Annotated in this window: 22 protein-coding genes and 2 pseudogenes; 19 read left to right on the top strand and 5 right to left on the bottom strand. The window is 47.1% G+C overall.

Going from position 1 to position 26,598, the window contains the following annotated elements:
• Window positions 1-47: 47 nt before the first annotated feature.
• From rhaI to G7035_RS23775, 6 genes and pseudogenes are all read left to right on the top strand, one after another.
• Window positions 48-1,268: pseudogene (gene rhaI / locus G7035_RS23800) on the top strand (L-rhamnose isomerase).
• Window positions 1,265-2,740 (top strand): rhamnulokinase, encoded by a 1,476-nt coding sequence (locus G7035_RS23795; RefSeq protein ID WP_019687127.1) that lies wholly within the window; start codon window positions 1,265-1,267, stop codon window positions 2,738-2,740. Before rhaI ends, G7035_RS23795 begins: the two are co-directional and overlap by 4 nt.
• Window positions 2,741-2,760: 20 nt before the next feature.
• Complete coding sequence (locus tag G7035_RS23790; protein WP_019687128.1) at window positions 2,761-3,519, top strand: DeoR/GlpR family DNA-binding transcription regulator; 759 nt, start codon at window positions 2,761-2,763, stop codon at window positions 3,517-3,519.
• 166 nt (window positions 3,520-3,685) lie between these two features.
• Window positions 3,686-4,414 carry a (Fe-S)-binding protein gene (locus G7035_RS23785; RefSeq protein WP_019687129.1) on the top strand — a complete coding sequence of 243 codons (729 nt, stop codon included), beginning with the start codon at window positions 3,686-3,688 and terminating at the stop codon, window positions 4,412-4,414.
• Window positions 4,411-5,930, top strand: a pseudogene (locus G7035_RS23780) (LutB/LldF family L-lactate oxidation iron-sulfur protein). The gene G7035_RS23785 and the pseudogene G7035_RS23780 overlap by 4 nt, the downstream one beginning before the upstream one ends.
• On the top strand, window positions 5,923-6,678 hold the full coding sequence (locus G7035_RS23775; protein WP_019687131.1) for a LutC/YkgG family protein: 756 nt from the start codon (window positions 5,923-5,925) through the stop codon (window positions 6,676-6,678). The pseudogene G7035_RS23780 and the gene G7035_RS23775 overlap by 8 nt, the downstream one beginning before the upstream one ends.
• Before the next feature lie 15 nt (window positions 6,679-6,693).
• On the opposite strand, the gene G7035_RS23770 is transcribed toward G7035_RS23775, so the two are convergent.
• From G7035_RS23770 to G7035_RS23755, 4 genes are all read right to left on the bottom strand, one after another.
• Window positions 6,694-7,800 carry a sensor histidine kinase gene (locus tag G7035_RS23770; protein WP_019687132.1) on the bottom strand — a complete coding sequence of 369 codons (1,107 nt, stop codon included), beginning with the start codon at window positions 7,798-7,800 and terminating at the stop codon, window positions 6,694-6,696.
• A gap of 15 nt (window positions 7,801-7,815) precedes the next feature.
• Window positions 7,816-8,517, bottom strand: a complete 702-nt coding sequence (locus tag G7035_RS23765) for a response regulator transcription factor (RefSeq protein ID WP_029515018.1) — start codon at window positions 8,515-8,517, stop codon at window positions 7,816-7,818.
• A 116-nt stretch (window positions 8,518-8,633) separates the two neighbouring features.
• On the bottom strand, window positions 8,634-9,827 hold the full coding sequence (locus G7035_RS23760; protein ID WP_019687134.1) for an acyltransferase: 1,194 nt from the start codon (window positions 9,825-9,827) through the stop codon (window positions 8,634-8,636).
• A gap of 199 nt (window positions 9,828-10,026) precedes the next feature.
• Window positions 10,027-10,452 carry a CHRD domain-containing protein gene (locus tag G7035_RS23755; protein WP_016818467.1) on the bottom strand — a complete coding sequence of 142 codons (426 nt, stop codon included), beginning with the start codon at window positions 10,450-10,452 and terminating at the stop codon, window positions 10,027-10,029.
• A gap of 168 nt (window positions 10,453-10,620) precedes the next feature.
• Here G7035_RS23755 and G7035_RS23750 point away from each other — a divergent pair, with 168 nt between their 5' ends.
• The 3 genes from G7035_RS23750 (at window position 10,621) to G7035_RS23740 (ending at window position 12,912) form a co-directional block, all read left to right on the top strand.
• Window positions 10,621-11,043, top strand: coding sequence for a hypothetical protein (locus tag G7035_RS23750; RefSeq protein WP_019687135.1), 423 nt, complete (start codon window positions 10,621-10,623; stop codon window positions 11,041-11,043).
• A gap of 267 nt (window positions 11,044-11,310) precedes the next feature.
• The gene (locus tag G7035_RS23745; RefSeq protein WP_019687136.1) at window positions 11,311-12,471 is read left to right on the top strand and encodes a rhamnogalacturonan acetylesterase; all 1,161 of its coding nucleotides are present in this window, start codon (window positions 11,311-11,313) and stop codon (window positions 12,469-12,471) included.
• Window positions 12,472-12,588: 117 nt separating this feature from the next.
• On the top strand, window positions 12,589-12,912 hold the full coding sequence (locus tag G7035_RS23740; protein WP_016818470.1) for an MGMT family protein: 324 nt from the start codon (window positions 12,589-12,591) through the stop codon (window positions 12,910-12,912).
• 181 nt (window positions 12,913-13,093) lie between these two features.
• Here the strand turns inward: G7035_RS23740 and G7035_RS23735 are convergent, their stop codons facing one another.
• The gene (locus G7035_RS23735) at window positions 13,094-13,282 is read right to left on the bottom strand and encodes a hypothetical protein (RefSeq protein WP_019687137.1); all 189 of its coding nucleotides are present in this window, start codon (window positions 13,280-13,282) and stop codon (window positions 13,094-13,096) included.
• 318 nt (window positions 13,283-13,600) lie between these two features.
• Here G7035_RS23735 and G7035_RS23730 point away from each other — a divergent pair, with 318 nt between their 5' ends.
• From G7035_RS23730 to G7035_RS23685, 10 genes are all read left to right on the top strand, one after another.
• Window positions 13,601-14,764: a TolC family protein gene (locus G7035_RS23730; RefSeq protein WP_017428482.1), complete on the top strand. Its 1,164-nt coding sequence runs from the start codon at window positions 13,601-13,603 to the stop codon at window positions 14,762-14,764.
• A gap of 13 nt (window positions 14,765-14,777) precedes the next feature.
• Window positions 14,778-16,235 (top strand): efflux RND transporter periplasmic adaptor subunit, encoded by a 1,458-nt coding sequence (locus tag G7035_RS23725; RefSeq protein ID WP_019687138.1) that lies wholly within the window; start codon window positions 14,778-14,780, stop codon window positions 16,233-16,235.
• A 6-nt stretch (window positions 16,236-16,241) separates the two neighbouring features.
• Complete coding sequence (locus G7035_RS23720; RefSeq protein ID WP_016818473.1) at window positions 16,242-16,961, top strand: ABC transporter ATP-binding protein; 720 nt, start codon at window positions 16,242-16,244, stop codon at window positions 16,959-16,961.
• Window positions 16,958-18,169 (top strand): ABC transporter permease, encoded by a 1,212-nt coding sequence (locus tag G7035_RS23715; RefSeq protein WP_017428484.1) that lies wholly within the window; start codon window positions 16,958-16,960, stop codon window positions 18,167-18,169. Before G7035_RS23720 ends, G7035_RS23715 begins: the two co-directional genes overlap by 4 nt.
• 238 nt (window positions 18,170-18,407) lie before the next feature.
• Window positions 18,408-19,022 carry a helix-turn-helix transcriptional regulator gene (locus G7035_RS23710; protein ID WP_223822107.1) on the top strand — a complete coding sequence of 205 codons (615 nt, stop codon included), beginning with the start codon at window positions 18,408-18,410 and terminating at the stop codon, window positions 19,020-19,022.
• 13 nt (window positions 19,023-19,035) lie between these two features.
• Entirely contained in the window at window positions 19,036-19,839 is an 804-nt protein-coding gene (locus G7035_RS23705) for a pyruvate, water dikinase regulatory protein (RefSeq protein WP_016818475.1), read from the top strand.
• 217 nt (window positions 19,840-20,056) lie between these two features.
• The gene (gene glpX, locus G7035_RS23700; protein WP_016818476.1) at window positions 20,057-21,034 is read left to right on the top strand and encodes a class II fructose-bisphosphatase; all 978 of its coding nucleotides are present in this window, start codon (window positions 20,057-20,059) and stop codon (window positions 21,032-21,034) included.
• Window positions 21,035-21,847: 813 nt separating this feature from the next.
• Window positions 21,848-22,672 carry a thioesterase II family protein gene (locus tag G7035_RS23695; protein ID WP_019687139.1) on the top strand — a complete coding sequence of 275 codons (825 nt, stop codon included), beginning with the start codon at window positions 21,848-21,850 and terminating at the stop codon, window positions 22,670-22,672.
• Between the two features lie 212 nt (window positions 22,673-22,884).
• Window positions 22,885-24,714: an ABC transporter ATP-binding protein gene (locus tag G7035_RS23690; RefSeq protein WP_019687140.1), complete on the top strand. Its 1,830-nt coding sequence runs from the start codon at window positions 22,885-22,887 to the stop codon at window positions 24,712-24,714.
• Complete coding sequence (locus tag G7035_RS23685) at window positions 24,689-26,554, top strand: ABC transporter ATP-binding protein (RefSeq protein WP_017428489.1); 1,866 nt, start codon at window positions 24,689-24,691, stop codon at window positions 26,552-26,554. The genes G7035_RS23690 and G7035_RS23685 overlap by 26 nt, the downstream gene beginning before the upstream one ends.
• The last annotated feature ends 44 nt before the right edge of the window (window positions 26,555-26,598 follow it).

The following is a 26,598-nucleotide window of genomic DNA, read 5'->3' as shown; positions in this document are numbered from 1 at the left end:
CGAAGCGGCCTCCCATAACTCACTTCATTTTCCAAGGAGGAACCACGATGAGTGACAAAGCGTACGCCTTATTCGAGGAACAACAGCAACAACGAGGCATTGACCTAGAGCAAGTAAAGACCAAACTGAAAGCGCTTAGCATAGAAACACCTTCCTGGGGATATGGCGACTCAGGTACACGTTTTAAAGTCTTTCAGAAAACGGGTGTGCCGCGTGATCCGTTCGAAAAGCTGGAGGATGCCGCACAGGTTCATGCCTTGACAGGCTTGTGTCCGTCCGTTGCCATTCACATCCCGTGGGATAAAGTTGACAATTATGGCAAGCTTCGCAGTCATGCCGAAAGTCTTGGCCTGCAAATTGGGGCGGTAAATCCCAATCTCTTTCAAGACGAGGACTACATGCTCGGTAGCGTTACTAATGTAGACCCGGCAATCCGTCGCAAGGCTATCAACCATTTGCTGGAATGCGTGGATATTGCAAAGGAAACAGGCTCCAACGACTTTAGCCTATGGTTTGCGGACGGAACGAATTATCCCGGTCAGGGGGACATTCGCAAACGCAAAAATTGGATGCTGGAGGCGCTCCATGAAATGTATAAGGCGCTTACGCCGGATATGCGCATGCTGATTGAATACAAGGCGTTTGAGCCGGCTTTTTACCATACGGATATTGCTGATTGGGGCATGGCGTACCATTACGCGACCAAGTAGGGGCCGCAGGCACAGGTGCTGGTGGATACAGGGCATCATCTACCGGGAGCCAACGTGGAGCATATTGTTGCGTTTTTAATGGATGAGAAGCGACTGGGTGGCTTTCATTTTAACAGTTATAAATATGCGGATGATGATCTGATCGTGGGTTCCTCCAATCCGTATGAGCTGTTTTTAATCTTTTATCAGATTTTGAACGCAGCTCAGGATGTCGATGCAGATATCCGTCATACTGTCGATAAAATTGCTTATTTAATCGATCAGTCGCACAATATCGAACCCAAAATTCCGGCCATGATTCGCTCGGTCCTAAATGTGCAGACTCAATATGCGAAGGCACTTTTGATCAATCATGCAGAGGTGGAGGAAGCGGTGAGCCGTCAGGATGTGCTGGGTGCGGAGGATGCCGTACGCCAAGCATTTGAGTTTGATGTGGCCCCGTTGCTCAAAGCAATCCGTGAAGAGCAAGGATTACCTGCAGATCCAATGAAATCCTATTTGGCGTCTGAGTATGGTACGCAGATTTTGCAAAGAGGCAAGGGTGGTGCGAGCTGGTGAGCATCCTCGCTTATGATTTGGGGGCAAGCAGCGGCAGGGTTCTACTCGGAAAATTAACCGATTCACGTATCGTGGTGGAGGAAATCCATCGCTTTTCCAATGATCCGGTCAAGGTTGGGGAGCGCCTGCACTGGGATATATTGCGTCTCTATCACGAGGTTCAGCAAGGATTGCTCAAAGCCAAGCATATGAGAGTGAATCCATCCAGCCTGGCGATTGACTCCTGGGCGGTCGATTTTGGACTGATTGGAGAAACCGGCGAATTGTTGGGCAACCCTTATCATTATCGGGATTGGCACACCCATGGAGTAATGGAAGAAGTACAGGAACGGCTGGGAAAAGATTTTATTTTTCAGCGCACAGGCATTCAGTTTTTGGCGTTTAATACGATTTATCAGCTGGCTGCTATGCGAAATGCAAGATCACCCTTGCTGGAGCAGGCAGAACATTTCCTGATGATCCCTGATTTGCTGCGGTATTTTCTGACAGGTGAAATGTATCATGAGTTTTCTAATGCAACCAGCACGCAATTATATCATCCGTTACAGCAAAAATGGGATGATGAGCTTTTGTCTGGAATCAACATTCCCCGCTCTTGGTTTGGAGAGGTACTGGAGCCGGGAAGTGTTGCAGGTACAATCCGTTCATCGGTCATGACGGATCTGGGTATTGGAGCGATTCCTGTGATTGCAGTAGCAGAGCATGACACAGGATCAGCAGTGGCTGCCGTACCAGCGCTGGAGCGGTCCTTTGCGTACTTGAGCTGCGGAACATGGTCCCTGATGGGAACGGAGACCGCACAGCCAGTAATTAATGATGATACGCTTCGATTTAATTTTACAAATGAAGGCGGCGTAGGCCAAACCTACAGGCTGCTAAAAAATATCATGGGACTGTGGATTCTACAGGAGGCGCGCAGAGAATGGGAACGGCAGGGAAATTCCTATTCCTTTCCTGAATTGGTTCATATGGCAGAACAGGCTCCAGCGTTCACTTGTTTGATTGACCCGGATGATGAACTGTTTCTGCATGCCGGGGATATGAAAACACGCATACGCCAATACTGCCGCAATACCGGGCAGCTAATGCCGGAGACGCCGGGAGAGATTACGCGCTGCATTCTGGAAAGTCTGGCGTTAAAGTATCGCTACATTTTGGAGCTTACAGAACGGGTGTCAGGACAGCGTTTTAATGGTTTGCATATGGTCGGCGGAGGGATTCAAAATCGCTTGCTGTGCCAATGGACGGCCAATTCGATTCAAAAACCCGTATGGGCAGGACCCGCAGAAGCGAGCGCAATCGGCAATCTTGCGGTACAATGGATGACACAGGGAAAGTTCGCCGATATATGGGAAGCACGCCGGGTCATTGCGGATTCTATTACCGTAGAGGAATATGAACCTGCCGAGTCAGAAGCGTGGGAGGATGCCTACGGGCGGTTCCGGCGGGTGACAGGACTTTTTGTACATTAAAGATGTGGAGTGAGATTGCCATGCTGGTCGCAGAAAGATATGAGATGATAGTGCAGCTCGTAAATGAAAGAGGAAGCATACGGGTGTCCGAATTGAGTGAGCTGTGTAAAGTAACGGAAGAAACGATTCGCCGCGATCTCGATCGTCTGGAGCAGGCGGGACGACTGCGCCGTTCTCATGGGGGAGCGGTTAGTGTCAAAAACGAGCAGCCTGAAACGCCCTATGCGGTACGGGAAATTATGAACGCGGAGGAAAAGCGTCGGATTGCTGAGGAAGCGGTCAAGCAGATTCAGCCGCACGATCGCATTTTGCTGGATGCCAGTACGACTGCCTGGTATATGGCGTCCAGTCTGCCGGATATTCCTTTAACGATACTGACGAATTCGATTCGGGTAGCTACAGAGCTGGCAGGTAAGGAAAAAATCGAGGTCATTTCGACGGGAGGACAGCTGCTTCAACGTTCACTGTCATTCGTGGGCCCGCTCGCAGAGCGTTCATTAGAAACCTATTATGTGGATAAGCTGTTTTTTTCCAGTCAGGGAGTTCATCTGGATCGCGGCATTAGTGAATCAAATGAGCTGCAAGCTCGTTTGAAGCAGAAAATGGTCAGCATTGCGGATCGGGTAATTTTACTGGCAGATGCGAGCAAATTCGGGCAGCAGGCGTTTACCCATGTCGTGAACTTGACGCAAGTGTCCGAAATTATTACAGATTCGCGGCTGTCGGACCCGATTCGCAGTCAGCTCGTAGAGTTGTCCATTCCGGTTACGATTGTGTAAGCAGGTAGTTTCCGGCGTGAGGTCGCTCTGCGGTTCATTTGATTTACGATCGCTGTTGCAGCGGGATTCTCTAATGAGTAAGATCTACATAGGTGAGAATCCCACTGCAAGCTTATGCTTATGATGAAAGTTTTCCTTTGGAAAATGGACGGAAGGGGTGTGCCGTTTGAAGGTATCTTTATTTATTACCTGTCTAAGTGATGCGATGTATCCCAAGGTAGGGGAAGCGATGGCCCGCTTGCTTGCCAGATATGGTGTCGAGCTGGAATTTCCCAAGGTGCAGACATGCTGCGGGCAGCCGTCCTATAACAGCGGCTATTGGGATGAAACAAGGGCAGCGGCAAAAACGATTTTGAAAGCGTTTAATAACAGTGATTTTGTCGTAGCTCCTTCCGGTTCCTGCACATATATGATTCATCATTACCCGGAGTTGTTCAAGGATGAGCCTGAGTGGCTGGAGTCGGCACGGAGGCTGGAGCAAAAGACGTATGAGTTTACACAATTTATGGTGCAGGTGCTTGGCGTGACCGATGTGGGTGCGTCTTTTCCGCATACGGTAACCTATCATCCGTCTTGTCATGGAACACGTTTGCTCGGCGTAAAGGAGGAACCGATGAAGCTGCTTGGCAGCGTAAAGGGTTTGCAATTAGTGCCGCTTCCTTTTGCGGAGGACTGCTGTGGGTTTGGTGGTACTTTTGCGGTGAAAATGCCCGATATTTCGGGAGCGATGGTGACTGAAAAAGTGGACCATATCAGGGAGACGGAAGCCGAGGTACTGGTCGGACTGGACATGGCCTGTTTGATGAATATCGCCGGTAATCTCAGATATCGGAAAGAGCCAGTTCGGGTGATGCATCTGGCAGAGCTGTTATACGAAGGGGTGAAGCACGCATGACCGCTGTACATACGCACTCTATGAATCAAAAGGTCAAAAAACGTGCAGAGCTGGCTCTGAATGATGATTTTTTGCGGAATGCAGTTCGTTTCACTACCGAGCGACTGCGCAACGGCAAGCGGACAGCTTCAGAGCAGCATGGAAATTGGGAGGAATGGCGTGAGCGGGGGCGTCAAATTCGGCTTCATACCATTGCCCATCTGGACTATTACCTAAATCTGTTTGTAGAAAATGCCCGTGCCAACGGGGTGCATATCCATTTTGCCGACACCGCAGTGGATGCCGTGCGCATTACACTGGACATTGCCGCGCATAATCAAGCCCGTTCTGTCGTCAAATCCAAGTCGATGGTGTCGGAGGAACTGCATTTGAATCAGGCGCTGGAAGGTGCGGATATCGAGACGATTGAAAGTGACCTCGGTGAGTATATTATTCAACTGGCGGGAGAGGCACCATCTCATATCGTGATCCCTGCGATTCACAAAAACCGCTATCAGATTGCCGAGCTGCTGTCTAAAGAAGCAGGGGAGGAGCTGTCCGCAGATACGACGATTTTGGCGGGCTTTGTCCGCAAAAAGCTGCGTGAAAAGTTTCTAGAAGCGGATATTGGCATGACAGGCTGCAATTTTGCCATTGCCGAGACGGGTTCCATGGTTTTGTTTGAAAATGAAGGCAACGCTCGCATGGTTTCTACTCTGCCCAAAACGCAAATCACACTGATGGGTATGGAGCGAATTATTCCATCCTGGACAGATTTGGAGGTGATGGCTACATTGCTGCCACGCTCCGCTACCGGACAAAAGCTGACGATGTATATGTCCGGTATTTCAGGACCCCGGCGCAGCCAGGATGCCGATGGACCGGAGGAAATGCACATTATTATCGTAGATAACGGGCGTTCGCTTCAGCTAGGCAATCCTGAGTTTCAAGAGTTGTTAAATTGCATCCGCTGCGGCGCTTGCCTGAACGCTTGTCCGGTGTACCGACACATTGGGGGCACGCGTATGGCGGGACATATAGCGGTCCTATCGGTGCAGTGCTTACGCCTGCCCTTCATGGCAACATTGAAGAGTGGAACGATATTGCGAGTGCGTCCAGTCTGTGTGGAGCGTGTTATGAAGCCTGTCCGGTCAAAATACCACTGCATGATATGCTGGTTTATTTGCGTAGACGCAAGGTGGAGGCAGGACAAGGGGATAAGCTGGAGACGATCGGGATGAAAGGTTTTGCGGCGGTAGTTTCCAGCTCGAAGCGATTCGCTGCGGCGATCAGTCTCGGGCAGATCGCACAGAAAGCGGTGGTTCGTAAGGGAGAAATTACCCTTAAGCTTGGCCCCTTAAAAGGCTGGAATACGTACCGTGTGGCTCCTAGTCTGGCGAATAAGTCCTTCCGTCAGCACTGGAACACACTAGCGCGTGAGCTGGAGCAGGAACGCAAGGTCATGCATCCGGACATTCTCAGCCGAATGGAGACGATCTTGGCGGATAGAAGAAAAGGAGGGATGCAGCATGAGTGAACAGCGTAATCCTTCTGCGCAAGCAAAAGCGGAGCATGAAGCATGGCTTCATCACATGCAAGCAGAATCCCGTGTCAAGCAGGCACGCTTTATGGAAGGCATTGCGACGCGGCTCAAGCGTCCGCGACAGACAGAGCCACCGAAGCAGCCGTTTCGCGGCGCACCTGCGTTTTGGCACGAATTCGAATGGAGTGCGGAGCAGCGCATCGAGGAGTTCACCGCCAACTTTACAAGTGTTGGCGGACACGTAGTGCGTCTGCCGGATCTGAAGAAGGCGGCAGACTGGATCGCGCACAAGGCGCGCGAGCTGGGAGCAGCCTATATCGTCCGGCAGAATGAGCCGGACCTGGATGCGCTCCAGTTGGAAGCAGCGCTGCCGGAAGTCCGACTGTCGGTGTGGAACACCGATCCAGCCCAAAACTGGAAGGCACGCGCCGCGGAGGCCGATATCGGCATCGTCATGGCCGATGAGGCCGCCGCCTACACCGGCTCGGTAGCAGTGCTATCCTCGCCGGAGAAGGGGCGCTCGGTCAGTCTGCTGCCGACCGTGCTGATTATTCTCCTGCCCGTGGAACGTCTGCGAACACGACTGGGCGAGATTTTAAGCCGTTTTGACGTAGCAGGGCGTGAGCAATTACCCGCAGGCATTCATTTTATTACTGGACCGAGCCGCTCGTCGGATATCGAAAATGATTTGACGATTGGTGTACACGGACCAGGTATCGTTTATACGTTGTTGGTTGGTTAGCGTTATACTGCCCGTCTAACGGGCGCGATAGATCGGAAAACGGGTTTCAAAATCCGTTTGTCTACGATTGCTCCTAACCGAAATGCGGCCATTGTGCAGTTCGGTAATGCTTTTGGTAATAGCAAGGCCCAGCCCGGTACCTCCGGTTTCCTTGGAGCGTGATTTGTCCACTCTGTAAAACCGTTCAAAGAGATGTGGGACATCTTCCGGTGGAATCGGGGTGCCGTAGTTGGTGCAGATCACTATCGCTTCATCGCCTTCACGTCCTATCGTGATATCGAGACGCTTGCCATCCTTTCCGTATCGAATCGCATTGGAAAATAAATTTTCATACAGGCGCACCAGCTCGTCCGTGTCGGCCAAAATCCGAACAGGCTCAACGATTCGGACACGATAGGACATGTCCGCCTGTTCCAGTGAGGGTACAAATTCCTCAGCAAGTTGAGTGAGCAATTTGCCGAGGTCTACAGGCTCCAGCTCCAGTGGCAGGCTACCACCACTCACACGCGTGTATTCAAATAACTCGTCGATCAGCTTTTTAAGCGTCAGCGATTTTTCATAAGCAATGTTTACATAATAGCGTAGCTCAATTTCATCCCGGTAACGGTCGGTTTCAATATACTCCAAAAAGCCAATCACCGATGTTAGCGGGGTGCGAAGATCGTGGGATACACCAGTGATCAGGTCGTTTTTCGCTTTGGCGGAAGCCCGTTCTTCTTCTATTGAAAGACGGAGCTTGTCTGCCATGGTGTTCATATTTTTTGCCAAGGTTGCCAGTTCATCTGCGGAAGATACCGGAATCGAATAGGATAAATTTCCGTCCGCGAAATTCTGCATCCCTGTCGTAATCTCGCGTAGATAGCCAATCGTATTTTTGGTAAAAAGGAAAAAGAAATAAATATATAAAGGCAGCCCACACACCAGCAAGATCAGTGAGGAACCAATGTGATTGACGGTCCAGCGGATCAGCCGAGTGCCAAAAAAAGAACGCGAGGGATTCAGCCATAACAGCAAAGACGCTCCATAATAAAACACCATTAAAATTAGTCCAGTTAAAGTGAAGGCGGCAAGGCTAAGGGCTGCCAGCTTCCATCCCAGCGTATCGTATCGTTTTGCCTTCAAGACGCAAGTCCTCCATTAATCGAATTTTTCCATTTTATAGCCGATGCCCCACACTGTTTTCAGGTATTTGGGCTTTCGCGGATCAGTCTCAATTTTCTCGCGAATTTTACGCACATGTACCATTAGCGTTTTGTTGGATTCCAGATATTGTTCCTTCCAGACCTTCTCATAAATCTGCTCCATGCTCAGCACTTGACCCCGGTGTCGAGCCAAAAGCTCAACAATAGCGAATTCACGCGGAGTCAGCTTAACGGATTCTCCAGCGAGAGTGACCTCATGTGTAACAGTGTTAATGGAGAGTTCATCCAGTACCATTTCATGCTCCAATATAGGAGAGGAGTGGGTATATTTCCGTACTCTACGTAGCTGGGATTTGATGCGTGCCACTAGCTCCAGCGGGCTGAACGGCTTGGTGACATAATCATCGGCCCCAACGCTAAGCCCTGTAATTTTGTCCATATCTTGTCCCTTCGCAGACAACATAATGATCGGAAAATGCTCGGTTTCCCTGATTTTCATGCAGGCTTCAATCCCGTCCATGTTGGGCATCATCACATCCAGCACCATTACATCTATCTGTTCCCGATTAACCTGCTCCAGCGCTTCCAGTCCGTCCCGTGCCATGAGCAAGCGATATCCTTCATTTTCTAAATATATTTGCATGAGCTTAATAATTTCAGGTTCATCGTCTACTAATAAAATGGTTCCGTTATGCATGTTATGCATGGTTGTGCACCCTTTCTGTTCTTTCCAGCAGTATACAATATGGGCGTATTATATACCTTTTTGGCGATGGAGGCTATGGACACTCTTCTCAGGTCGTTTGTTGGATATCATCGGCCTTTGAATAGTAGCGTTTCGGGCGAAGACATGCGCTCTTCTCGCGGGGATTTCCTTTTTCCTATGCCCGGTAGCTGACCAAACAAAATCCAAGCACATGGCAGGAAGCGGGCGATGACCGACACGACGAGCCAAGAACAAAGAAGTGCACAGAAAAAACCTCCAGCGTACCACACATGAATAAGCTGCGGTGAGCCAATGTGTGGTGAAAACTGCCGATACAAGAGTAGGAAAAATGGATGTATGAGATACACACCAAAGGACAGTGTGCCCAGACGTTCCAGCTTGCGAATGACAAAGGAATGTTGTCTTCTATACATTAAAAAGGAAATCTGTAGTAATACCAGCGTACTAGACAGGCTGTACATGTTATACATAAGTTCAAAAACTAGCGAATTGTACGAGGTTCCGTACAATCTATTTTCGTACCACATATAGACATGAATGGTGGCTGAAATCAGCCATAAAGCCCAAATTGCGATCCATGTCAGCATACTTGTAAAGCTTCGTTCCTCCTTACGTACCAGAAACCAAGTTCGAAGCTGGGGATAGTAATAGCCGAGAGCTGCGCCCAGCATGTAGCAGGCCACATAGGACAGCGCCCAGCTGCCTTTATTTTGAACCTGAAAAAGAAATTTGTTGCTAATTATAAATGACCACTGTAGCAGCAGCCCAATGACAATAGACCATTGCGGAAATTGCCGATAACGCTGGAACAGCCACAGTATGCATGGAAATGCAAGATAAAATTGCATCATGATAAAAATATAATATAAATGGGTGTACGCTTTGCCCGTAACCAGTTTCAGAGCAAGGTTTTCCGCAAGTGTAATTATACTCCATGGTTCGGTACTGCCAGCCATAAGGGACAGGATGAAATAAAACAGAGAAAACATGACATAAGGTAAGAGGATGTACAGCAATCTCTGCTTATAAAAGCGCCTCAAGAGCTGTCGTCCCAGCGGACGATCCTTATAGTTATAGAACAGCACCATACTGCTAAGCGCGATAAATACAGGGGTACCGTACTTCATCAACACATTGAGCGCATTATATACAACATAAAGGCTGGAATTTGTAAGTTGGACTGTTGCATAGGAAGTGGCATGTACCATTAAGACGGCTAAAATCGCCATGGCTCTGACCAACTGTAATTCAGGAATTTTTTCTTTGGTCGTAGGCTTCATAAGCTTCATTTCCTTTCAGTAGTGAACTGTATCTTGTTGAACTCTTTCTATTAAAAGATAAAGTTCTTAACAACCTGAAAGGGAGCGGCTTAAGAATCGCTTATGAACTTCTTAACTTTTGTTAAGAATTAAAAAAAAGAACTTCCATAGGCTCAAAATGAGCAGCATGGAAGTTCTTTTTAGTACTCATGTTCATTCGTTATTTGCAACGTTTGATAGGTGCGCGTCTGATTTGCCCACGAATGGCACCGTTCGGATGACGGATCGTGTGGACGTTGACGTAGGCATTGCCCTCTCTAATTTGGCATACCAAATCATTAATGGTTCTGCCTCTGAGTGGACCGGTAAGATCAATTGCACGCAGCACGCCGGTAACGACACCTCTTCTTACGGTAATCCCAAACTTCGAAGGGCCAAACAGTGTAGCAACAACAGGACCATTTTCACCTCTTCGTCCCAGATGAATGTGCGCTTCAGTTACCCGTGAAATATTGCGAACCGTCAGCTCAAAGCTTAATTGCTGGCTCGCTGGACGGTAACGAAATTCCGCAGTTCCTGTCGCATTCGTTCTGACAGGAGGCACTTCATTAGCCCCCCTCAACGTGGCTCTAAACTTATTGGACATTACGTCCCTCCTTTCCCAGTGTTGGTTTAGTGTATTCACAGGATCAGAGAAGGGGCTGTACATTCGCCTATTCATCAGAAGTTGTGTGTTTTACAAGTTATTCAGTCCAAGCACAAAACTGATTTTTTCATAGATTATGAGTATCTGATAGAGAGAGGAGGAGAAACTATGGGAACATTTATTGATGGAAGAACATCCCAAAATGCTTCGACAGCCAACTCTATTGCCATCCCAATCACTCTTTTAAATACGCCGCAATTGTTCGGACAGATCGGATTAAACACCCAAGGAGCTACAGGTACACCACGGGTTCTGCTTAAAGGAACTATATCTCTTCAAATTCCACTTGATTTAGTGGGGATTACAATTACTATTGTCAGAGGTACGCAGATAACAGACCCTGTTGTTTATTCGGCTACGTCAACTTTTAATTTAAGTTTATTAGCTCCACAGGTTATTGCGTTCTCAGCAGATGATTTTAACCCACCGATTACGCCACAATTGGTGTATACAGCCTTTGTATCAGCTAACCTGCTGGGTACAATACGAGTAGGTCCAGAGAGCTTCGACGGGATTTTGGTTTCGGATTAATGCAGTAGTTTTGAACTAACGGAATTTTGCTTCAGGGAGCTTCGCAGTTGGATCTGCGAAGCTTTTTTGTGTACAGGCATATAATATACTGGATCATACTCACTATGCAGGCTGACAAGTACAAGTTCAGCTTAACGAATAAGCTACTTTTCAATTGCATAAGAATGACATAGGTACAACCCTGCAACCATGGGTAGAATTTTATGTATACGCTTACAAAAATATTCTTTGCTTCATGCAATTAAAAATCTGGAGGAGGAATGAAGAATGAAGTGGAAAAAAGGATTGACTGGTATGCTTTTAGCAGCCTTTTTATGTGGTGCGCCGGGGCTGGGTATAGCTACCCCGGCACATGCATCAACTGGCGAGTACAAGTTTGATTTTGGCGGGGGTACGGTCGAAACGGGGTATACCGGAGTGAGCGCTTCGGTGTCCTATGACTCAGCACGTGGCTATGGCTTTCGTACCCCTGAGAATATGCGTAATGTCAGTGCATCGGGGACTGGGGTGGCAAGTGATGCGGTACGATTCTTGGCTACAGGTACGAAAAGCGAGAATACTTTCGACGTCGATCTTCCTCCAGGTTTGTATGAGGTGTCGGTTACTTTAGGAAATACTTCTCGTTCGAGTGTTGCGGCCGAAGGGGTGTATCAGGTCATAAATATGACGGGAAATGGGGCTAAGGATCGTTTTCAAATTCCAGTGACAGACGGACAATTAAATCTGCTAGTTACTGAAGGCAAAGAGGGCGCAGTCTTCACACTCAGTGCACTGGAAATCAGGCAATTGTCTAGCAATCCAGTTACGAATCGCACGATTTATATCGGCGGGGATTCTACGGTATGTAACTATTATCCGCTAGATAGCAGTGTGCAGGCAGGATGGGGTCAACTGCTGCCAGAGTTTGTAAACACGAATACTTTTCAAATTCGCAATATGGCGTCAGGGGGCCAGATTGCTAGAGGCTTCCATCACGATGGTCAGTTAGAGGCGATCGTTCAATATATCAAGCCAGGGGATTATTTTATTCTCCAATTAGGCATTAATGACACCAATCCAAAGCATAACGAAAGCGAAGCGGAGTTTAAGGATTGGATGCGGGATATGATTCGGCAGGTGAAGGCTAAGGGGGCGACGGTAATTCTGTCAACACCGCAAGGCCGAGCCACTGACTTTAATGCTAACAATGTACACAACGCTGAAAACAGATGGTATAGAAGCGCTATTTTGGCACTGGCTCAAGAGGAACAAACGCCTTTAGTCGATCTGAATGTTCTTAGTTCAGCTTATTTCACCTCTATTGGCAAAGATGCTACGCTGGCTTTGTATATGAACGGTGATACACTACATCCAAACTTTGCGGGTGCAAGGGAACTGGCGCGATTGGTAGCACAGGATTTAAAAAGACAGGGCCTGAGTGGATTCTAAATTGCAATGATAGGTTCCCCCCCTGTTTCTTACATTTGTAGGAGCAGGGGTTTTTGGCCTCTGTTCAGGGTGCTATAATAATGGAAAAAAGCAATAGTAACGCGGAGGAATTAGAACATGCAGCCTTTCACTGCCCGAGTGCTTCAGATTATATTGCTGATCCCTGAGGGAAAAGTAATGACTTATGGTCAAATTGCGGCAGAGGCCGGAAGCCCAAGAGGTGCTAGACAGGTGGTGCGAATTTTGCATACACTGAGCCAAAAACATCGACTTCCATGGCATAGAGTAGTCAACCGCTTGGGCGAGATTGCTTTGCAGGAGGATGAGTCCGCATCCCTGCAGCGCCTGTACTTGGAAGAAGAGGGCATACAGTTTAATGCAAACGGACGTATCCCGCTGGATCAATATCTATATCATCCGCAGACGGAGATGGAAGAATAGGCGAGGAACGAGCAAAGGTGGCATTGTTTTTGAGACACAATATAACACTAGTCTGAATCCTCGCCAAAAAGAGACGGGACAAATCATAGTTTTGATTTGTCCCGTCTCTTTTTAAACTGGCGTATCATGTAGATTAACGAAGGGGGGTATTCATATATAGCACTAGATTTCCCAGTTAAGCTTATCCAATCAGATGCTGCTGGTCACGCTGGGCAAGGTGAAAAGAAATACTGTTCATTAGCGGTATATCATTATTTTTTCGGGCTTCCCGAATGAGTTGTTTCTTTTTTTGATCTGATTCGCGTAGAAAGCGAGTCATCCATAAATCAGACGGTTCGTTAGTAGTTGTCATGCGAGATTCTTTTATCATCTATTAACCCTCCTAGTGAGCGGCTGTTATTCTTTCTCTAGTATATGTTCCAAACCTTAATAGATGCTGTTAGTTTCCTTAAAATTAGCTGAAATTTAGGTAAAGTTCAGGTAAAAACAGATTAAATCTATGTCTGGTGGGGTGTAAAGTAGTTTACAACGAGTAATCTGGCAGCAAAGGTTACAAAAATGTATTGTTTTGACACCTTGTACCAACATAAACCTGAAAGTACAATTAGAATGCGAAGAATTCGTGGAAATTTATGTCGAAAAGAATGGAAAAGATTCGAAGATGCACCGAAAGGGGAGAAATTCATTTATGAAGCAAAAAGCGGCTGCCGTGCTGCTTGTATTGTCCTTTTCTACAGGTTTGGTCACCACTGTACAGGCTGACAGTCCATCAGGAAGCATGTCAGCAAATATGTCAGTTAATTCATCTGCTGCAGCTACGTCAAAGACATCATCCGTAACGGGACAGGCTCTACCTCCATTAACGCTTAAGCAGGCAGTGGAATGGGCACAGACGAACAGCTACAATACGCGTACCGCCGAGCGGGATGTAGAGCGCCGTAGACTTGAATTGAAAAATGCCGAAAAGGAGCTGGGTAATTCACCTATCGATTATATAGACAATGAGTATGTTGATAATGAAACGTCCTGGAGGAATTACAGTTCCTCGACACTATCCTATCTAGCCAGCAAAAAGCAAGCGCAATATGCCAAAGACCAGATTTATTTTAATGTAATGAAAAGCTACCAAAGTGTGTTTGTAGCAGAGAATCAGGTGAAAAATGATCTGGAGGCGCTTGAAATCGCCCAAGCGGAGGAAAAGATTGCACTTGCCAAATTTGCGCGAGGCAAGCTGTCTGAATATGCGAAAAACGAGAGTACACAGGCCAGAGTCCAGGCGGAGCAAGCGGTCGAGCAGGGAAAAATTGCGTTGCAAAAATCCAGGGATGCTCTGAACTTCCTTATGGGACAGCCTAACGGAACAGCCTATGAAATGGTGGATCGACCCGTGTACAAGGAACCGAAGAAGCTGGATATTGAATTACATATACAACAGCTGACAGACATGAATCCGAATTTATGGAAGCTGGAGGATAGTATCAAAACTTCGGAACTCAATGTGAGATATTTTGATTTTAATAACGGTGCAGGTGCTTACGATCTAGCTAAAATGGATGTTGATACAGCTAAGGAGGAGCTCGCCAAAGGTCAAAAGGATTTTGCTGAATCACTCCGCAATTTGTATGCCACGGTTAAGGAAAACCAAAAGAAATACGTACAACTGGAAGAAAGCTTGCGTACAGCAAAAGAAGCCTTGGAGTTATCACACAAAAAGTGGGTCAGAGGTCTAATTATTGAGATGGAATTGAAAAACAACCAGTTGAAAGTAAACCAGATTGAACGGCAAATGGAAGAGCTGGCGATCGAGTTGGATCAAAATGAGTATACGTTGAACAAGCCATGGAGCACATAGGGAGGAAAAGGCGTTGGCAGAAACGGTTTTAAATGATGCTTTAATCAAGCTACGGAGAAAACGGAGAAAAAAGTGGATCTGGACTGCGATTGTTTTGCTGATTGTAGGCGGAGGCGGAGCAGCAGTATATCTGAATATGCCCAAAGAGCAGGCAGCACCTATAGTTCAGGACGAGACGTTTAAAGTAGAGCGCGGCGATGTGAGCGAGAAGCTGGACACGTCCGGCACCGTGCAAGCATCCAAGGAAGTGAAGCTGAACTTTACGAGTGCAGGCGATAACAAGCTGGCTGCGGTGAACGTGAAAGCCGGGGACAAGGTCAAAAAAGGGCAAGTGCTGGCGCTTCTGGACAGTTCAGAAATTAAAATGCAAATACAAAGTGCGTCTGATTCTTTGGAGATATCGAAATCCAAGCTGGCTGAATTGGAGAAGGGTCCGAAGGCGGAGGATATTGAAATTCAGAAAACAAATGTACTTCGGGCCAAAATGGCTGTCGATACAGCGCAAGAATCATTTGAGCTGGAAGAAGCCGAGAGTCAGAAGAAAGCTTCCAAAAAGCAGTTGGAGCAGGCACGGAAGGCATATGAAGACCAAAAATTTTTACACGATGCCGGGGCAGTATCCAATAGTGAATTGGAGCAGGCTGAGCAAGCATTGGATAAAGCACAAACGGACTATGATAATCTAGATTTACAGTTCCGCAAAATTATGTCGCAAAAACGTCGCACCATTTCAGAGGCTGAAATTGGCTACCGTGCTGCAATGGCTGAGCTTCACAAGACTCAGGTTCCGGCTGATGCATCGAGTATTCAATCCTCACGGATAGAGGTTCGAAGACTGGCAACTGAGTTGGAGCAGAAAAAAAATGAGTTAAACAAGCTTCAGGTCACGGCGCCGTGGGACGGAGTGATTTTAAAGGTGAACGGGGATGTAGGGACCAGTCCGACGGCTCCATTTATTGTAATGAATAACTCGGATTCCAACGACCTTAAGGTAGTTGTGAAGGTAAGTCAGACCGACATTGTCAAGGTCAAAAAGGGGCTTACGGCTGTGTTGACGACCAATGCATATCCGGGTGAATCGTTTCCAGGCAAGGTGCAATTTGTCTCACCGGAAGCCTCTACGGATGAAGGGATGACGACGTATTTGATGGAGATGTCTGTACATGACCCGAAAGGTAAGCTAAAAACAGGCATGATTATGAATGTGGCCGTTATTTTGGGAGTACACAAAAATGTACTGTTCGTTCCTGCGACTGCACTGAGATCCGAAGGAGGCCAGGATGGCGTGTATGTTTCTGCTAACGCTGCGAATCCCGGGGCACGCACATTTAAGCCCGTAGAACTCGGATTTTACACGCCAGACCGAGTAGAGCTTAAATCCGGTGTAAAGGAGGGGGACACGATTGTTGTGCCTGCTCCTGAACCTCCGCCAGATCCTTCCGCAATGGGCGGCATGCAGGGGGGCTTTTAAACGGGCATGAGATATGTTATTCAGATTGAGGGTTTGAAAAAAGTGTACCATGTCGGAGATCAGGAAATTCATGCTCTGCGTGAGGTTCAACTTGATATTGCTGACGGTGATTTTGTTGCGATTATGGGACCGTCTGGTTCAGGCAAGTCCACGATGATGAATGTTATCGGCTGTCTGGATTTACCTACGTCAGGACAATTTTATTTGGATGGATATTCGATCTTAGATGCCCGCGAGGATGAACTGGCTATTATACGTAATCAGAAAATCGGATTTGTATTTCAAAAATTCCATTTGCTTCCGCGATCAACAGCTTTGGAGAATGTGGAACTGCCTATGATCTATGCGGGAGTTTCTGCCAAGGAGCGTCGTTTGCGGGCCATGGATGCCCTCACAAGTGTAGGTCTAGGCGACCGGATGAACAACAGGCCAAACGAATTGTCAGGCGGTCAACAGCAACGGGTATCCATTGCGCGTGCACTTGTGAACAATCCGGTTATTCTCTTGGCGGATGAACCGACAGGAGCTTTGGACTCCAAAACAAGTGTGGAAATCATGGGGATTTTTCAGCGTCTGAACGATCAGGGGAAAACGGTTGTACTGGTTACTCATGATCAGGAGGTTGCGGAATACGCCAAGCGTCTGATTCATTTTCGAGATGGGCGGATTGAAAAGGATCAGCCTGTTGAGAAACGAAGAATGGCGGCAGAGGAAGTGAAGGCATGAAATTTCAGGAAATTATTCGTGTATCGCTCAATAGTTTGCGAACCAATATGCTGCGATCCTTGCTGACCATGGTGGGCATTATTATCGGAGTGGCCGCCGTGATTGCGATTGTAGCCATCGGTAAAGGATCAACCGCTACAATTACATCGCAGATCAATAGTATGGGAAATAATCTGCTGATGATCTATCCTTATGCTCCATATGATGGGTCCAGCTCCATGTCGTTCAATCAGACGAAAGGGATATCTCTGGAGGATATCGAGGCGCTAGAGCAGCAAAAAGCAGTCGCAGAGGTAGCACCAAGTGCGATGACCAGTGCAGATATTACGTGGAGTCGCAATAAGGTCAGCGGGCAAATTGAGGGGACTTCGCTGGCATTTGTCCATGTGAGAAAGCTGTCGCTAGCTCAGGGCAGGTCGTTTACTCACTATGAAGTGGATAAACGGATGAATGTGGCTGTGCTGGGGAGTGATGCAGCCCGTAATATTTTTGGCCCGGATGCCTCCAGGGCAGTCGGTGAGACCATCATGATCAAGCAGTTGCCTTTTAAGGTGGTTGGTGTGCTGACCAATTCCAATTCCAATATGAGCAACAGCGGGCAGCAGGTATATGTACCGATTACAACTGGAATGGAACGGCTGGGCAATATGAGCATTCAGCAGGTGAATGCCTCTGCAACAACGGAGGACAGGATTGATCAGGCAAGTGCTGAAATCCGGCAGGTGCTGCGTGCCAGACATGAGCTAAAGCCATCAGAGGGCGATGATTTTCAAATCATGACCCAGACGGAAATCTTAAAAACAGTGTCTGGGGTTGACCGGGTTATGAATATGCTGCTGATCGGTGTAGCTGCAATTGCGCTCGGTGTTGGCGGTGTTGGTATTATGAATATTATGCTGGTGTCCGTCACGGAGCGTACGAGGGAGATCGGAATTCGCAAAGCGATTGGTGCGCAGCGCAGTGATATTATGCTGCAGTTTGTGGCTGAGGCTGTTTTTCTTAGTCTAATGGGTGGACTAGTCGGTGTAATGGTGGGTCTTGGGGGTGCAAAGCTGCTTGAGAAATTCGTCCAAATGCCGATTGTGTATTCGATAGAGCCAGTGTTGTACTCTTTTCTGTGCTGCATGGGAGTCGGCGTACTGTTTGGAGTATATCCGGCGCGCAAGGCTTCGAAGCTGCGTCCGATTGATGCTTTAAGATACGAATAGGAAAGAGGGTGCTTTGCCTTACTCGAAAGAGGGGGGATAAAGCACCCGTTTTTTGTATGGAATAAGTGTTTTAAATGATAAAAAAACATGAATAACCACTTTAATTTTATATATGTGATGTTTTATATGCTTTTTTAGGTTGATTTATTATTATATATGACGTATTATATTCTATATCAGATCGCAAGCAAAAAAAGGAGGGGCGTTCATCATCGACCTTACGGCAAGACAAGTAGAAATTTTAAACATCGTACAAAAGCATGCCCCGATAACGGGTGACCAGATTGCGGAAATGCTTAATCTCAGTAAGGCGACCATTCGGACCGACCTATCCAAATTGGGCATTCTGAATTACATAGATGCTAAGCCCAAGGTCGGTTATTTTGTTGGAAAGCGGGGCACGCCGAACCGGGAGGAAAAATTCCGGCTTTTGCAAATGAAAGTCGGTGATCTTCACGGGGTTCCAGTCATCGTACGTGAAACAACCACAATTCAGGAAGCTGTCGTAGCTCTATTTTTGGAAAATGTGAGCAATTTGATTGTCACCGATGAAGACGGAGATTTGGCAGGGGTGGCTTCCCGCAAGGATTTACTCAAGGTAACGTTAGGCAATCCCAATGCAGCAACCATTCCTGTCAGTCTTGTGATGACCCGGCAGGCGAATGTGGTCACTGTTTCCCCAGAGGATACCGTACTAGAGGCAGCACGCAAAATTATTGCTCGTCAAATCGACAGCCTGCCTGTCGTCGTCCCTTCGGATTCTGACAAACCAGGAGAGCACTGGAAAGTCGTGGGACGTATTACAAAAACAAATATTATTAAAATGTTGCTCGATATGGTAGCAGAGGATTAATGGGAGGAATCGAATGGTTCAGGCGAGCAGTCATTTTATAGCGATCTGTTCAGACTCGATTGGTGAGACGGCAGAAGCTGTCGTACAGGCGACCATGCGCCAATTTGAGTTACCAGACACAGAGATCAAAAGATTTATGAACGTGAGGGATGAAGACGAGCTGAGTCGGGTAATGGAGGAAGTTGCCGAGCGTAAAGGCTTTGTAGCTTATACGCTGGTACAGCCGGAATTGAGAGAGGCGATGAAAGAAGAGGCTGTCCGGCTGAATGTGCGGGCTGTCGATATTATGGGACCGATGATGCAGGCGTTTGCCGATACGTTTCATAACGATCCCAAAGAGAAGCCTGGTCTACTGCACCGACTGGACGACAACTATTTTCGGCGTGTAGAGGCACTGGATTTTGCAGTTCAATACGATGATGGCAAAGATGTGAGCGCCATTCTCAAAGCAGATATAGTATTGCTTGGAGTGTCACGTATTTCCAAAACTCCTTTATCCATGTTTCTCGCACATAAAGGTTATAAAACAGTCAACATTCCGGTTGTACCGGAGCTTACACCGCCTGTTCAGTTGAAGGATGTTCAGCATGGCCGAGTATTCGGATTGACGATCCAGCCGGAGCTGCTGTTGAAAATACGCAGTGAACGACTAAAGGTTATGGGGCTTCCTAATAATGTGCAATACGCCACAGCGACAAGGGTGGAAGAGGAAATCGCGTATGCGCAGTCTTTGTTTAAAGAGCTGAATTGTCCGGTCATTGATGTTACAGATAAAGCCATTGAAGAGACAGCAGGCTTGATTATCAGAATGTTATAGAAGCGAAACAACTTAGAAGCAGCGCTTATAAAGAAAATATAATTACGGGATACAGGAGTGTAAATATAAAAGGCAGCAAAGCTGCTCTAAAGATAAGGATCGGCCGTAGGATATAGGAGATTATATAAAGATATAAATAAAATGGCAGCAAAGCTGCCCTGAAAATATTTATTTGCCTGTAGGTAATATCATTTTTAGGAGAGGTGGAGGGATAGGTATGGAGAGTCAAATGGCATTGGAATTCGTTCGGGTAACAGAGGCAGCGGCACTGCAATCGGCACAATGGACAGGGCGTGGAGATAAGAATAGCGCGGACGAGGCGGCAACAGTAGCCATTCGTACTCATTTTAATGCGGTATCCATGGACGGCACGGTCGTGATTGGCGAAGGCGAAATGGATGAGGCTCCCATGCTGTATATCGGGGAGAGAGTAGGCAATCGCAGAGGGCCAGCCATGGACATTGCTGTTGATCCTCTCGAAGGGACGGAAACGGTGGCGAACGGTTTGAATAACGCACTGTCGGTCATTGCTGCTGCACCTCGTGGTAGTCTACTACACGCTCCGGATATGTACATGCAAAAATTAGCTGTTGGTCCGGCATTGGCTGGAAAGCTGTCACTAGAGGACACGATCCCGACTACATTGTCAAAAGCAGCGCGCATACTGGGGAAATCCTTGTCCGATCTTACGGTGTCCATTCTGGATCGTGCACGGCATGCCGGGATCATTCAGCTTCTGCGGGAAAGCGGCGTTCGGATCAAGCTGCTTGGTCATGGGGATGTGATGGGTGCAATTGAAACCTGCCTGGACAGCGGTGTAGATTTGCATATCGGCTCTGGCGGCGCTCCTGAGGGTGTATTGGCCGCGGCCGCGCTGAAATGCATGGGCGGAGAAATACAGGGCCGCTTGCTACCTCATGGAGAAGAAGAGATTGCACGTTGCAAACGCATGGGTATTACTGATCCAGGGGCGTTGCTGTCGATGGAGGACATGGTCGGACGCCAAGGCGTGATGTTTGTCGCTACAGGCGTGACGCCTGGTGAGTGGTTGCAGGGGGTTCGTTCTCTGCCTGGTCACAGAGCTGAAACCCATTCAGTTGTAATGCATTCAGATACAAAAACGATTCGTTTCGTGCGAAGTATTCATCATACTGCTGATTCTTCCGGTACGCTCGCGGCAGCGGCATCCTCTTGAAATTTGAAGTCAAGACTTCCCTCGCTGGTGAATTCAATCATAATAAACTTATAAAACAGCAAGTCTCTGACTAAAGGGAGACTTGCTGTTTGCTGTTACTGTTTTTGGGGGATGAAAGAGTAAAATCAAGGATATAAATTTCTAAAAAACAGGTACTTATGAAGTAAAATTGAAAAGTTTCTATTAGGCTTGAAAAGAAAAAAACATAGCTTTGGAAGCGAAAAAATCAATTCGAACTAATTTTTTTAGACGAAGAGTCAAAAAAAATTATGCATAATATAGTTCTTTAGAACTACTTAAAAACCCGGTTTATTAAAAATTTAAAGAGTTATTAATTTTGGTTTGTGTGCGCTTTTTTTAAATTAGTTCCATTATATAGGAGGTTGAAGGTGGGCGCGGAAAAAGGCGGAATTTGTCGGATGATATCAGGTTGAATTTGTTACATTTATGTTAATGGCATGTAAAGATAAAATTGTTATAGGATAAGGGGTTTGGGCGTAATTGTAAATCATAATGATTTTAGTTTTACAATGTTCGTGAAAATGTGAAATTATGTTTTAGGCTAGATTTACAGATCATGATGGGCAGATAATGAGCGAAAAAGTCAAATTGTTGTTTTTGTAGTTTGGAAACAAATAGCATAATATGGATTTTGTTTTATTTTTATGAAGTCTAGTAATTTAGCCCTTTTGTCCCGTGTCAAGCCGTTTTAAAGTTTGTATATTTAAAAAAGCTAGAAAGTGTTGGAAGAAAAAAAGAGATATAAGGATTTACTGTAAAATTATGAACTGCATAGAGGATGGAGGAATTCATATGACGACTCGATCACAATCTTGGTTCGCTAAAACAGAGGCCCAACCGACTGCGAAGCTCCAACTATTCTGCTTCCCCTACGCCGGTGGTGGTGCTTACATATTTAACTCTTGGAAGTCCAGGCTCGCGCCTGATATTACTGTGTTGCCAATACAACTCCCAGGACGTGAGAGCCGCTCCACTGAAGCTCCAATGGAAACCCTTCAAGACATCGTCCAATCGTTGGTTCCCGCTATGGCTCCATACATACATAAGCCATTTGCCTTTTTTGGGCACAGTATGGGGGCACTGATCGCATTTGAAACAGCGCGGCAGTTATACAGCAAAGCTGGAAAACTACCTGTGCATATCATCGTATCTGGTAAATCCGCTCCTCAACTTCCATACTCCAAGAAACGGCTCCATAATTTAGCAGACGATTCTTTCACCGAAGAGCTTCGTTTGATGCAGGGCACCCCCGAAGAGGTGCTGCAAAATGCAGAATTGATGCAAATTATTATGCCTCGTCTGCGTGCAGATTTTAAGGTATGTGAAACTTATGTTTATCAGCCGGGAGATCCACTGGCATGCCCGATGACGGTTTTAGGGGGAACGAGGGATTTTGAGGTTAGCACAGATTCACTTCGTGCCTGGCAGCAGCATACGATGTCACCTATGGATGTCCGGATGTTCGAAGGCAATCACTTTTTCATCCATGAACAAGAGCAAGAGGTTATGAGCGCAGTCGAGGACATTCTCTCCGCATCCTCGCCGATGGCCCACGCTGCGGCAGCTCATACAACTTACAACACAAGCACTCCACAACCACGATTCAGGCAGAGTTGAATGTCCCACACATCACGATACACTTCGTTATCACCATCTCAGCAATAACCGATAAAACCACCCACCATGATGCATTTTCCAGCGTAGATTAAAATCCAATTTTTCTGTACAGGCCCTCATCATTTCAGACACAGAGTTTACTTCAATGACGTCCATCGCCAATCTAAAAAGTTCGCACTGCTAAAGTGTGGCAATGAAAAAGAGGGATGCCTTTGTTTCGATCAAATTCTGCTTTTCGGAGACTCACACGTTATATAAAGCCTTATAATCTTTGGGTTTTTATAGCCGTGATTTCCTCCTTGTGTTTGGCAGCTATTGACATTATTTTGGGTAAGGCCATAGAGCAAATGGCACAGGGAACATTCTCCTCCACCCAGAACATGATCTATCTAGTTGTTGGTATGACGGTAATTGGAATGCCTTGTAAGTTTGTGATGAGGTACGCTTCGGCACGTTTTAGTGTTAGTGCCCTGCGCGACTTGAGAGGCGATCTCGTACATAAGTTTTATGATTTACCTGTTTCCAGCGTGGAGAGCAAGTTCACCGGAGATTTGGTATCCCGTCTAACAAACAATACGGCGCTGTTGCAGAACTTTTTTATCCAGCAGTTTGCTAATCTGTTTTATTTGCCACTTGTGTTTACGGCATCCTTAACGTTGCTTTTACTGACAAGCTGGAAACTGGTTTTGGCAAGTCTTGCGCTTATGCCTGTAGGAATGATCATAACCTCACTGATGAGCAAGCCAATTGAGAAATACTCCAAGGAGCTTCAGGAGAAAATTGCTCATTTGAACGCGGTGGGACAGGATGCGATCGGAGGAATTCCTATCGTCAAGGCATTTAATATGCAGGCTGTGCTGTTGAAGAAGTATATGGTGATTACGGAGGAGGTCATCAAGCGCGGATTGCGGCTAGAAAAACGCTATGCGTTCATAACTCCAGTAGGTGTGATGATGCTGGCAACACCGATTATTTTGGTCATTGTGTACGGTGGATATTTGATTCAACAAGGTGAGTTGAATGCTGGTGGCATTGTCCTTTTTTTATATCTTATTTCGTTCATATTGCAGCCTGTTGCCATGCTGCCGACGATCATTTCGCAAATGAAGGAAGCGGGGGGAGCAGCGAAGCATTTGTTTGAGGTGCTGGATTGGCCAGATGAGCGGCAAGACGGGAAAATCACTTCAATAAGCCAAGATCTCAAGGAAGACGATGCAGAAAGCAAGGACGACATTCCTGTAGTCAGCTTTGAGCATTTAACCTTTGGCTACAACGAAGGGAACACGGTGCTGAAGGAGATTAGCTTCCAGGTAGGACAAGGAGAAACGGTAGCGATTGTTGGGGCCAGCGGTGGCGGTAAAAGCACAATCTTCAAGCTGCTTTGCGGATTTAATGAACCTGGAGAGCATGCCGGAACCGTTCAATTGTTTGGTAAGAATTTAACAGATTGGAACCTAACAAGCCTGCGTAGCCATATTTCGATGGTATCTCAGGAACCGTCGCTTTTTCCGGCCACTATTGCAGAAAATATCGGATATGGACGTCTGGAGGCGACCCGGAAAGAAATTGTCGAGGCGGCGAAAGCGGCACATGCGCATGACTTTATTGTTCAGCTACCCGAGGGCTATGAAACTCTGTTGAGCGAACGGGGAGGCGGATTGTCTGGAGGACAAAAGCAGCGTATTTCTATAGCAAGAGCATTGCTGAAAAATGCTCCGCTGCTTCTACTGGACGAGCCGACTTCAGCACTCGATAGCCAGTCGGAGGCTCAGGTACAGATTGCAATGAATGCAGCAATGCAAAACCGGACGGTACTGGTCATAGCTCATCGACTGTCAACTGTACGCCAGGCGAACCGCATTATCGTACTTGATCAGGGGAGCATTGTGGAATCGGGTACACATGAGGAATTACTAGGCCGTGAAGGTGTGTACCGAAAGCTGTATTTGCAAAATTTTGAAGGACAGCAAACGGAGGAAAACGGGTATTCACTGCCTGAGGAAAGGAGTGAGCGTCGTGACCTTCAAGCAGGGGTTTTATGAATTTAAGCAATTGATGTCCCTGATGAAGCCGCATCGAAAATGGTATTTTACGGGGTTGGTTGGCAACAGTCTGACCAATGCCAGCATCACAATTTTGCTTTCTTTTGTGGTGCATTATTTGCTGAATTTTGCGGTTAATGGCGATGTACAGGAGCTGTACCGAGCGGTCTATTTGGTCAGCGGCACATTTTTGGCGTTAAGTCTTATTTCCCCAGTGTGCAGCTATATGTATAAACGATGTGTCAAGCTCGCAATTGCCGATGTACGAATGAAACTATTCGGTCATGTTGTCAAGCTATCGTATGAAAAAGCCGAAAAACACCATTCGGGTAATCTTGTTTCCCGCATGACAAACGATGTCCAAACGCTGGAGCAGGCTTACACCGTTCATATTCGCTCGATTATACTGGAAACTTCGCTTTTCTTAGGCTCACTAGTCATTCTGATGGTGCTGGATTGGCGATTTGGGATTATGGCGGTTCTACTAGGACTAGCTTCAGCCTGGATAAATGCTCATTTTGCGAAGAAAATGCGACAGACGAGTGAAGAATTACAGGGACGGATGAGCAGGTTCACGGAACGATTGAGTGATTTGCTTTCCGGTTTACAGACGGTGAAGTTATTTGGGTTAAGGACAAAAGTGGGTGGACTTTGCAACGATGCAAGCGAGGACATAAATCGCATCAGTATCCGACAGGGACGTCATATGGGACTGCAGGATATGTGTAATTTTGTTATTGAATTTATTACGCTGGGCGGTGTGCTTGTTGCTGGATTGATCTTGGTTTCGCAGAAGCAAATGGAGCTCGGAGTTTTGGGACAGATTGTGCAGCTGCAAACGGGTATTTCAACGGTATTTTTGGAGCTGGGGGCAGCTGTATCCCTGTTACAAAACTCTTTGGCAGGCTTGGCGCGTATCCGCGAAATCTTGAATGAGTCGAAGGAAGAGGAACAGTTTCCCGCGGCGAAACAGAAGGAATCAGTAACCGGGCTTATCGATCCAGAGGTGTCAGCTTCATCAGCCCGTGAACCTAAGGAATCCTATGACGGTGTCGAGACTGTGGATTCAGACCTCTCTATTGAACAGACTGCTGCTGCGCTGGAGCTGCACAATATCAGCTTTGGCTATCAGCCAGACCGTCCAACGCTGCGAAGATTGAACTTGGTCGTGCCAGAAGGGCAGGTAACCGCGATTGTCGGTCCGAGTGGTGGTGGGAAAAGCACCGTGATGAAGTTGTTGCTGGGATTTTACCCACCGGATGAAGGTGTGCTGCGGGTTCGCGGCCGCTTGGCAGAAGAATTTCGGTTGGATGAGGTTAGGGATTTAATGGCCTATGTACCACAGGAGGCTACACTGTTCCACGGTACAGTAGCAGACAATATCCGCTTCGGCTCACCGGATGCCACGGATGAGGAAGTAAAGGCTGCGGCCAAAACAGCCTATGCCAGCGGCTTCATAGCTGAGCTTCCGGAGGGTTATGACACGATTGTCGGTGAACGCGGAGCCAATTTGTCCGGGGGTCAAAGACAGCGAATCGCGATTGCCCGTGCTCTGCTCAAAAATGCGCCGATTTTGCTGCTGGATGAAGCCACCTCGGCCCTGGATGCAGAGTCGGAATATGAAGTTCAGCAGGGCTTAGATGAGCTGATGAAGGATCGTACGACATTAGTTATTGCCCATCGATTGTCTACGATTGAGAGGGCGGATACGATCTGTGTTCTTGCCGATGGCGAGCTCAAAGAACAGGGAACTCATGACCAGCTCCTTGCTGAGGGTGGTCATTATGCGGAGCTGTATGAGCTTCAGTTTCGAAAGCATCCAGAGGAACAAACCGCATAAATATGCGAATTTTCTTTTTACCAAATATCTATTTTGCGAGGAGA

This window comes from Paenibacillus polymyxa (assembly GCF_015710975.1).
GTDB classification, from domain to species: Bacteria; Bacillota; Bacilli; order Paenibacillales; family Paenibacillaceae; genus Paenibacillus; species Paenibacillus polymyxa.
The sequence above is the reverse complement of the archived record's forward strand: the minus strand, read 5'-3'. Positions and strand labels throughout refer to the sequence as shown.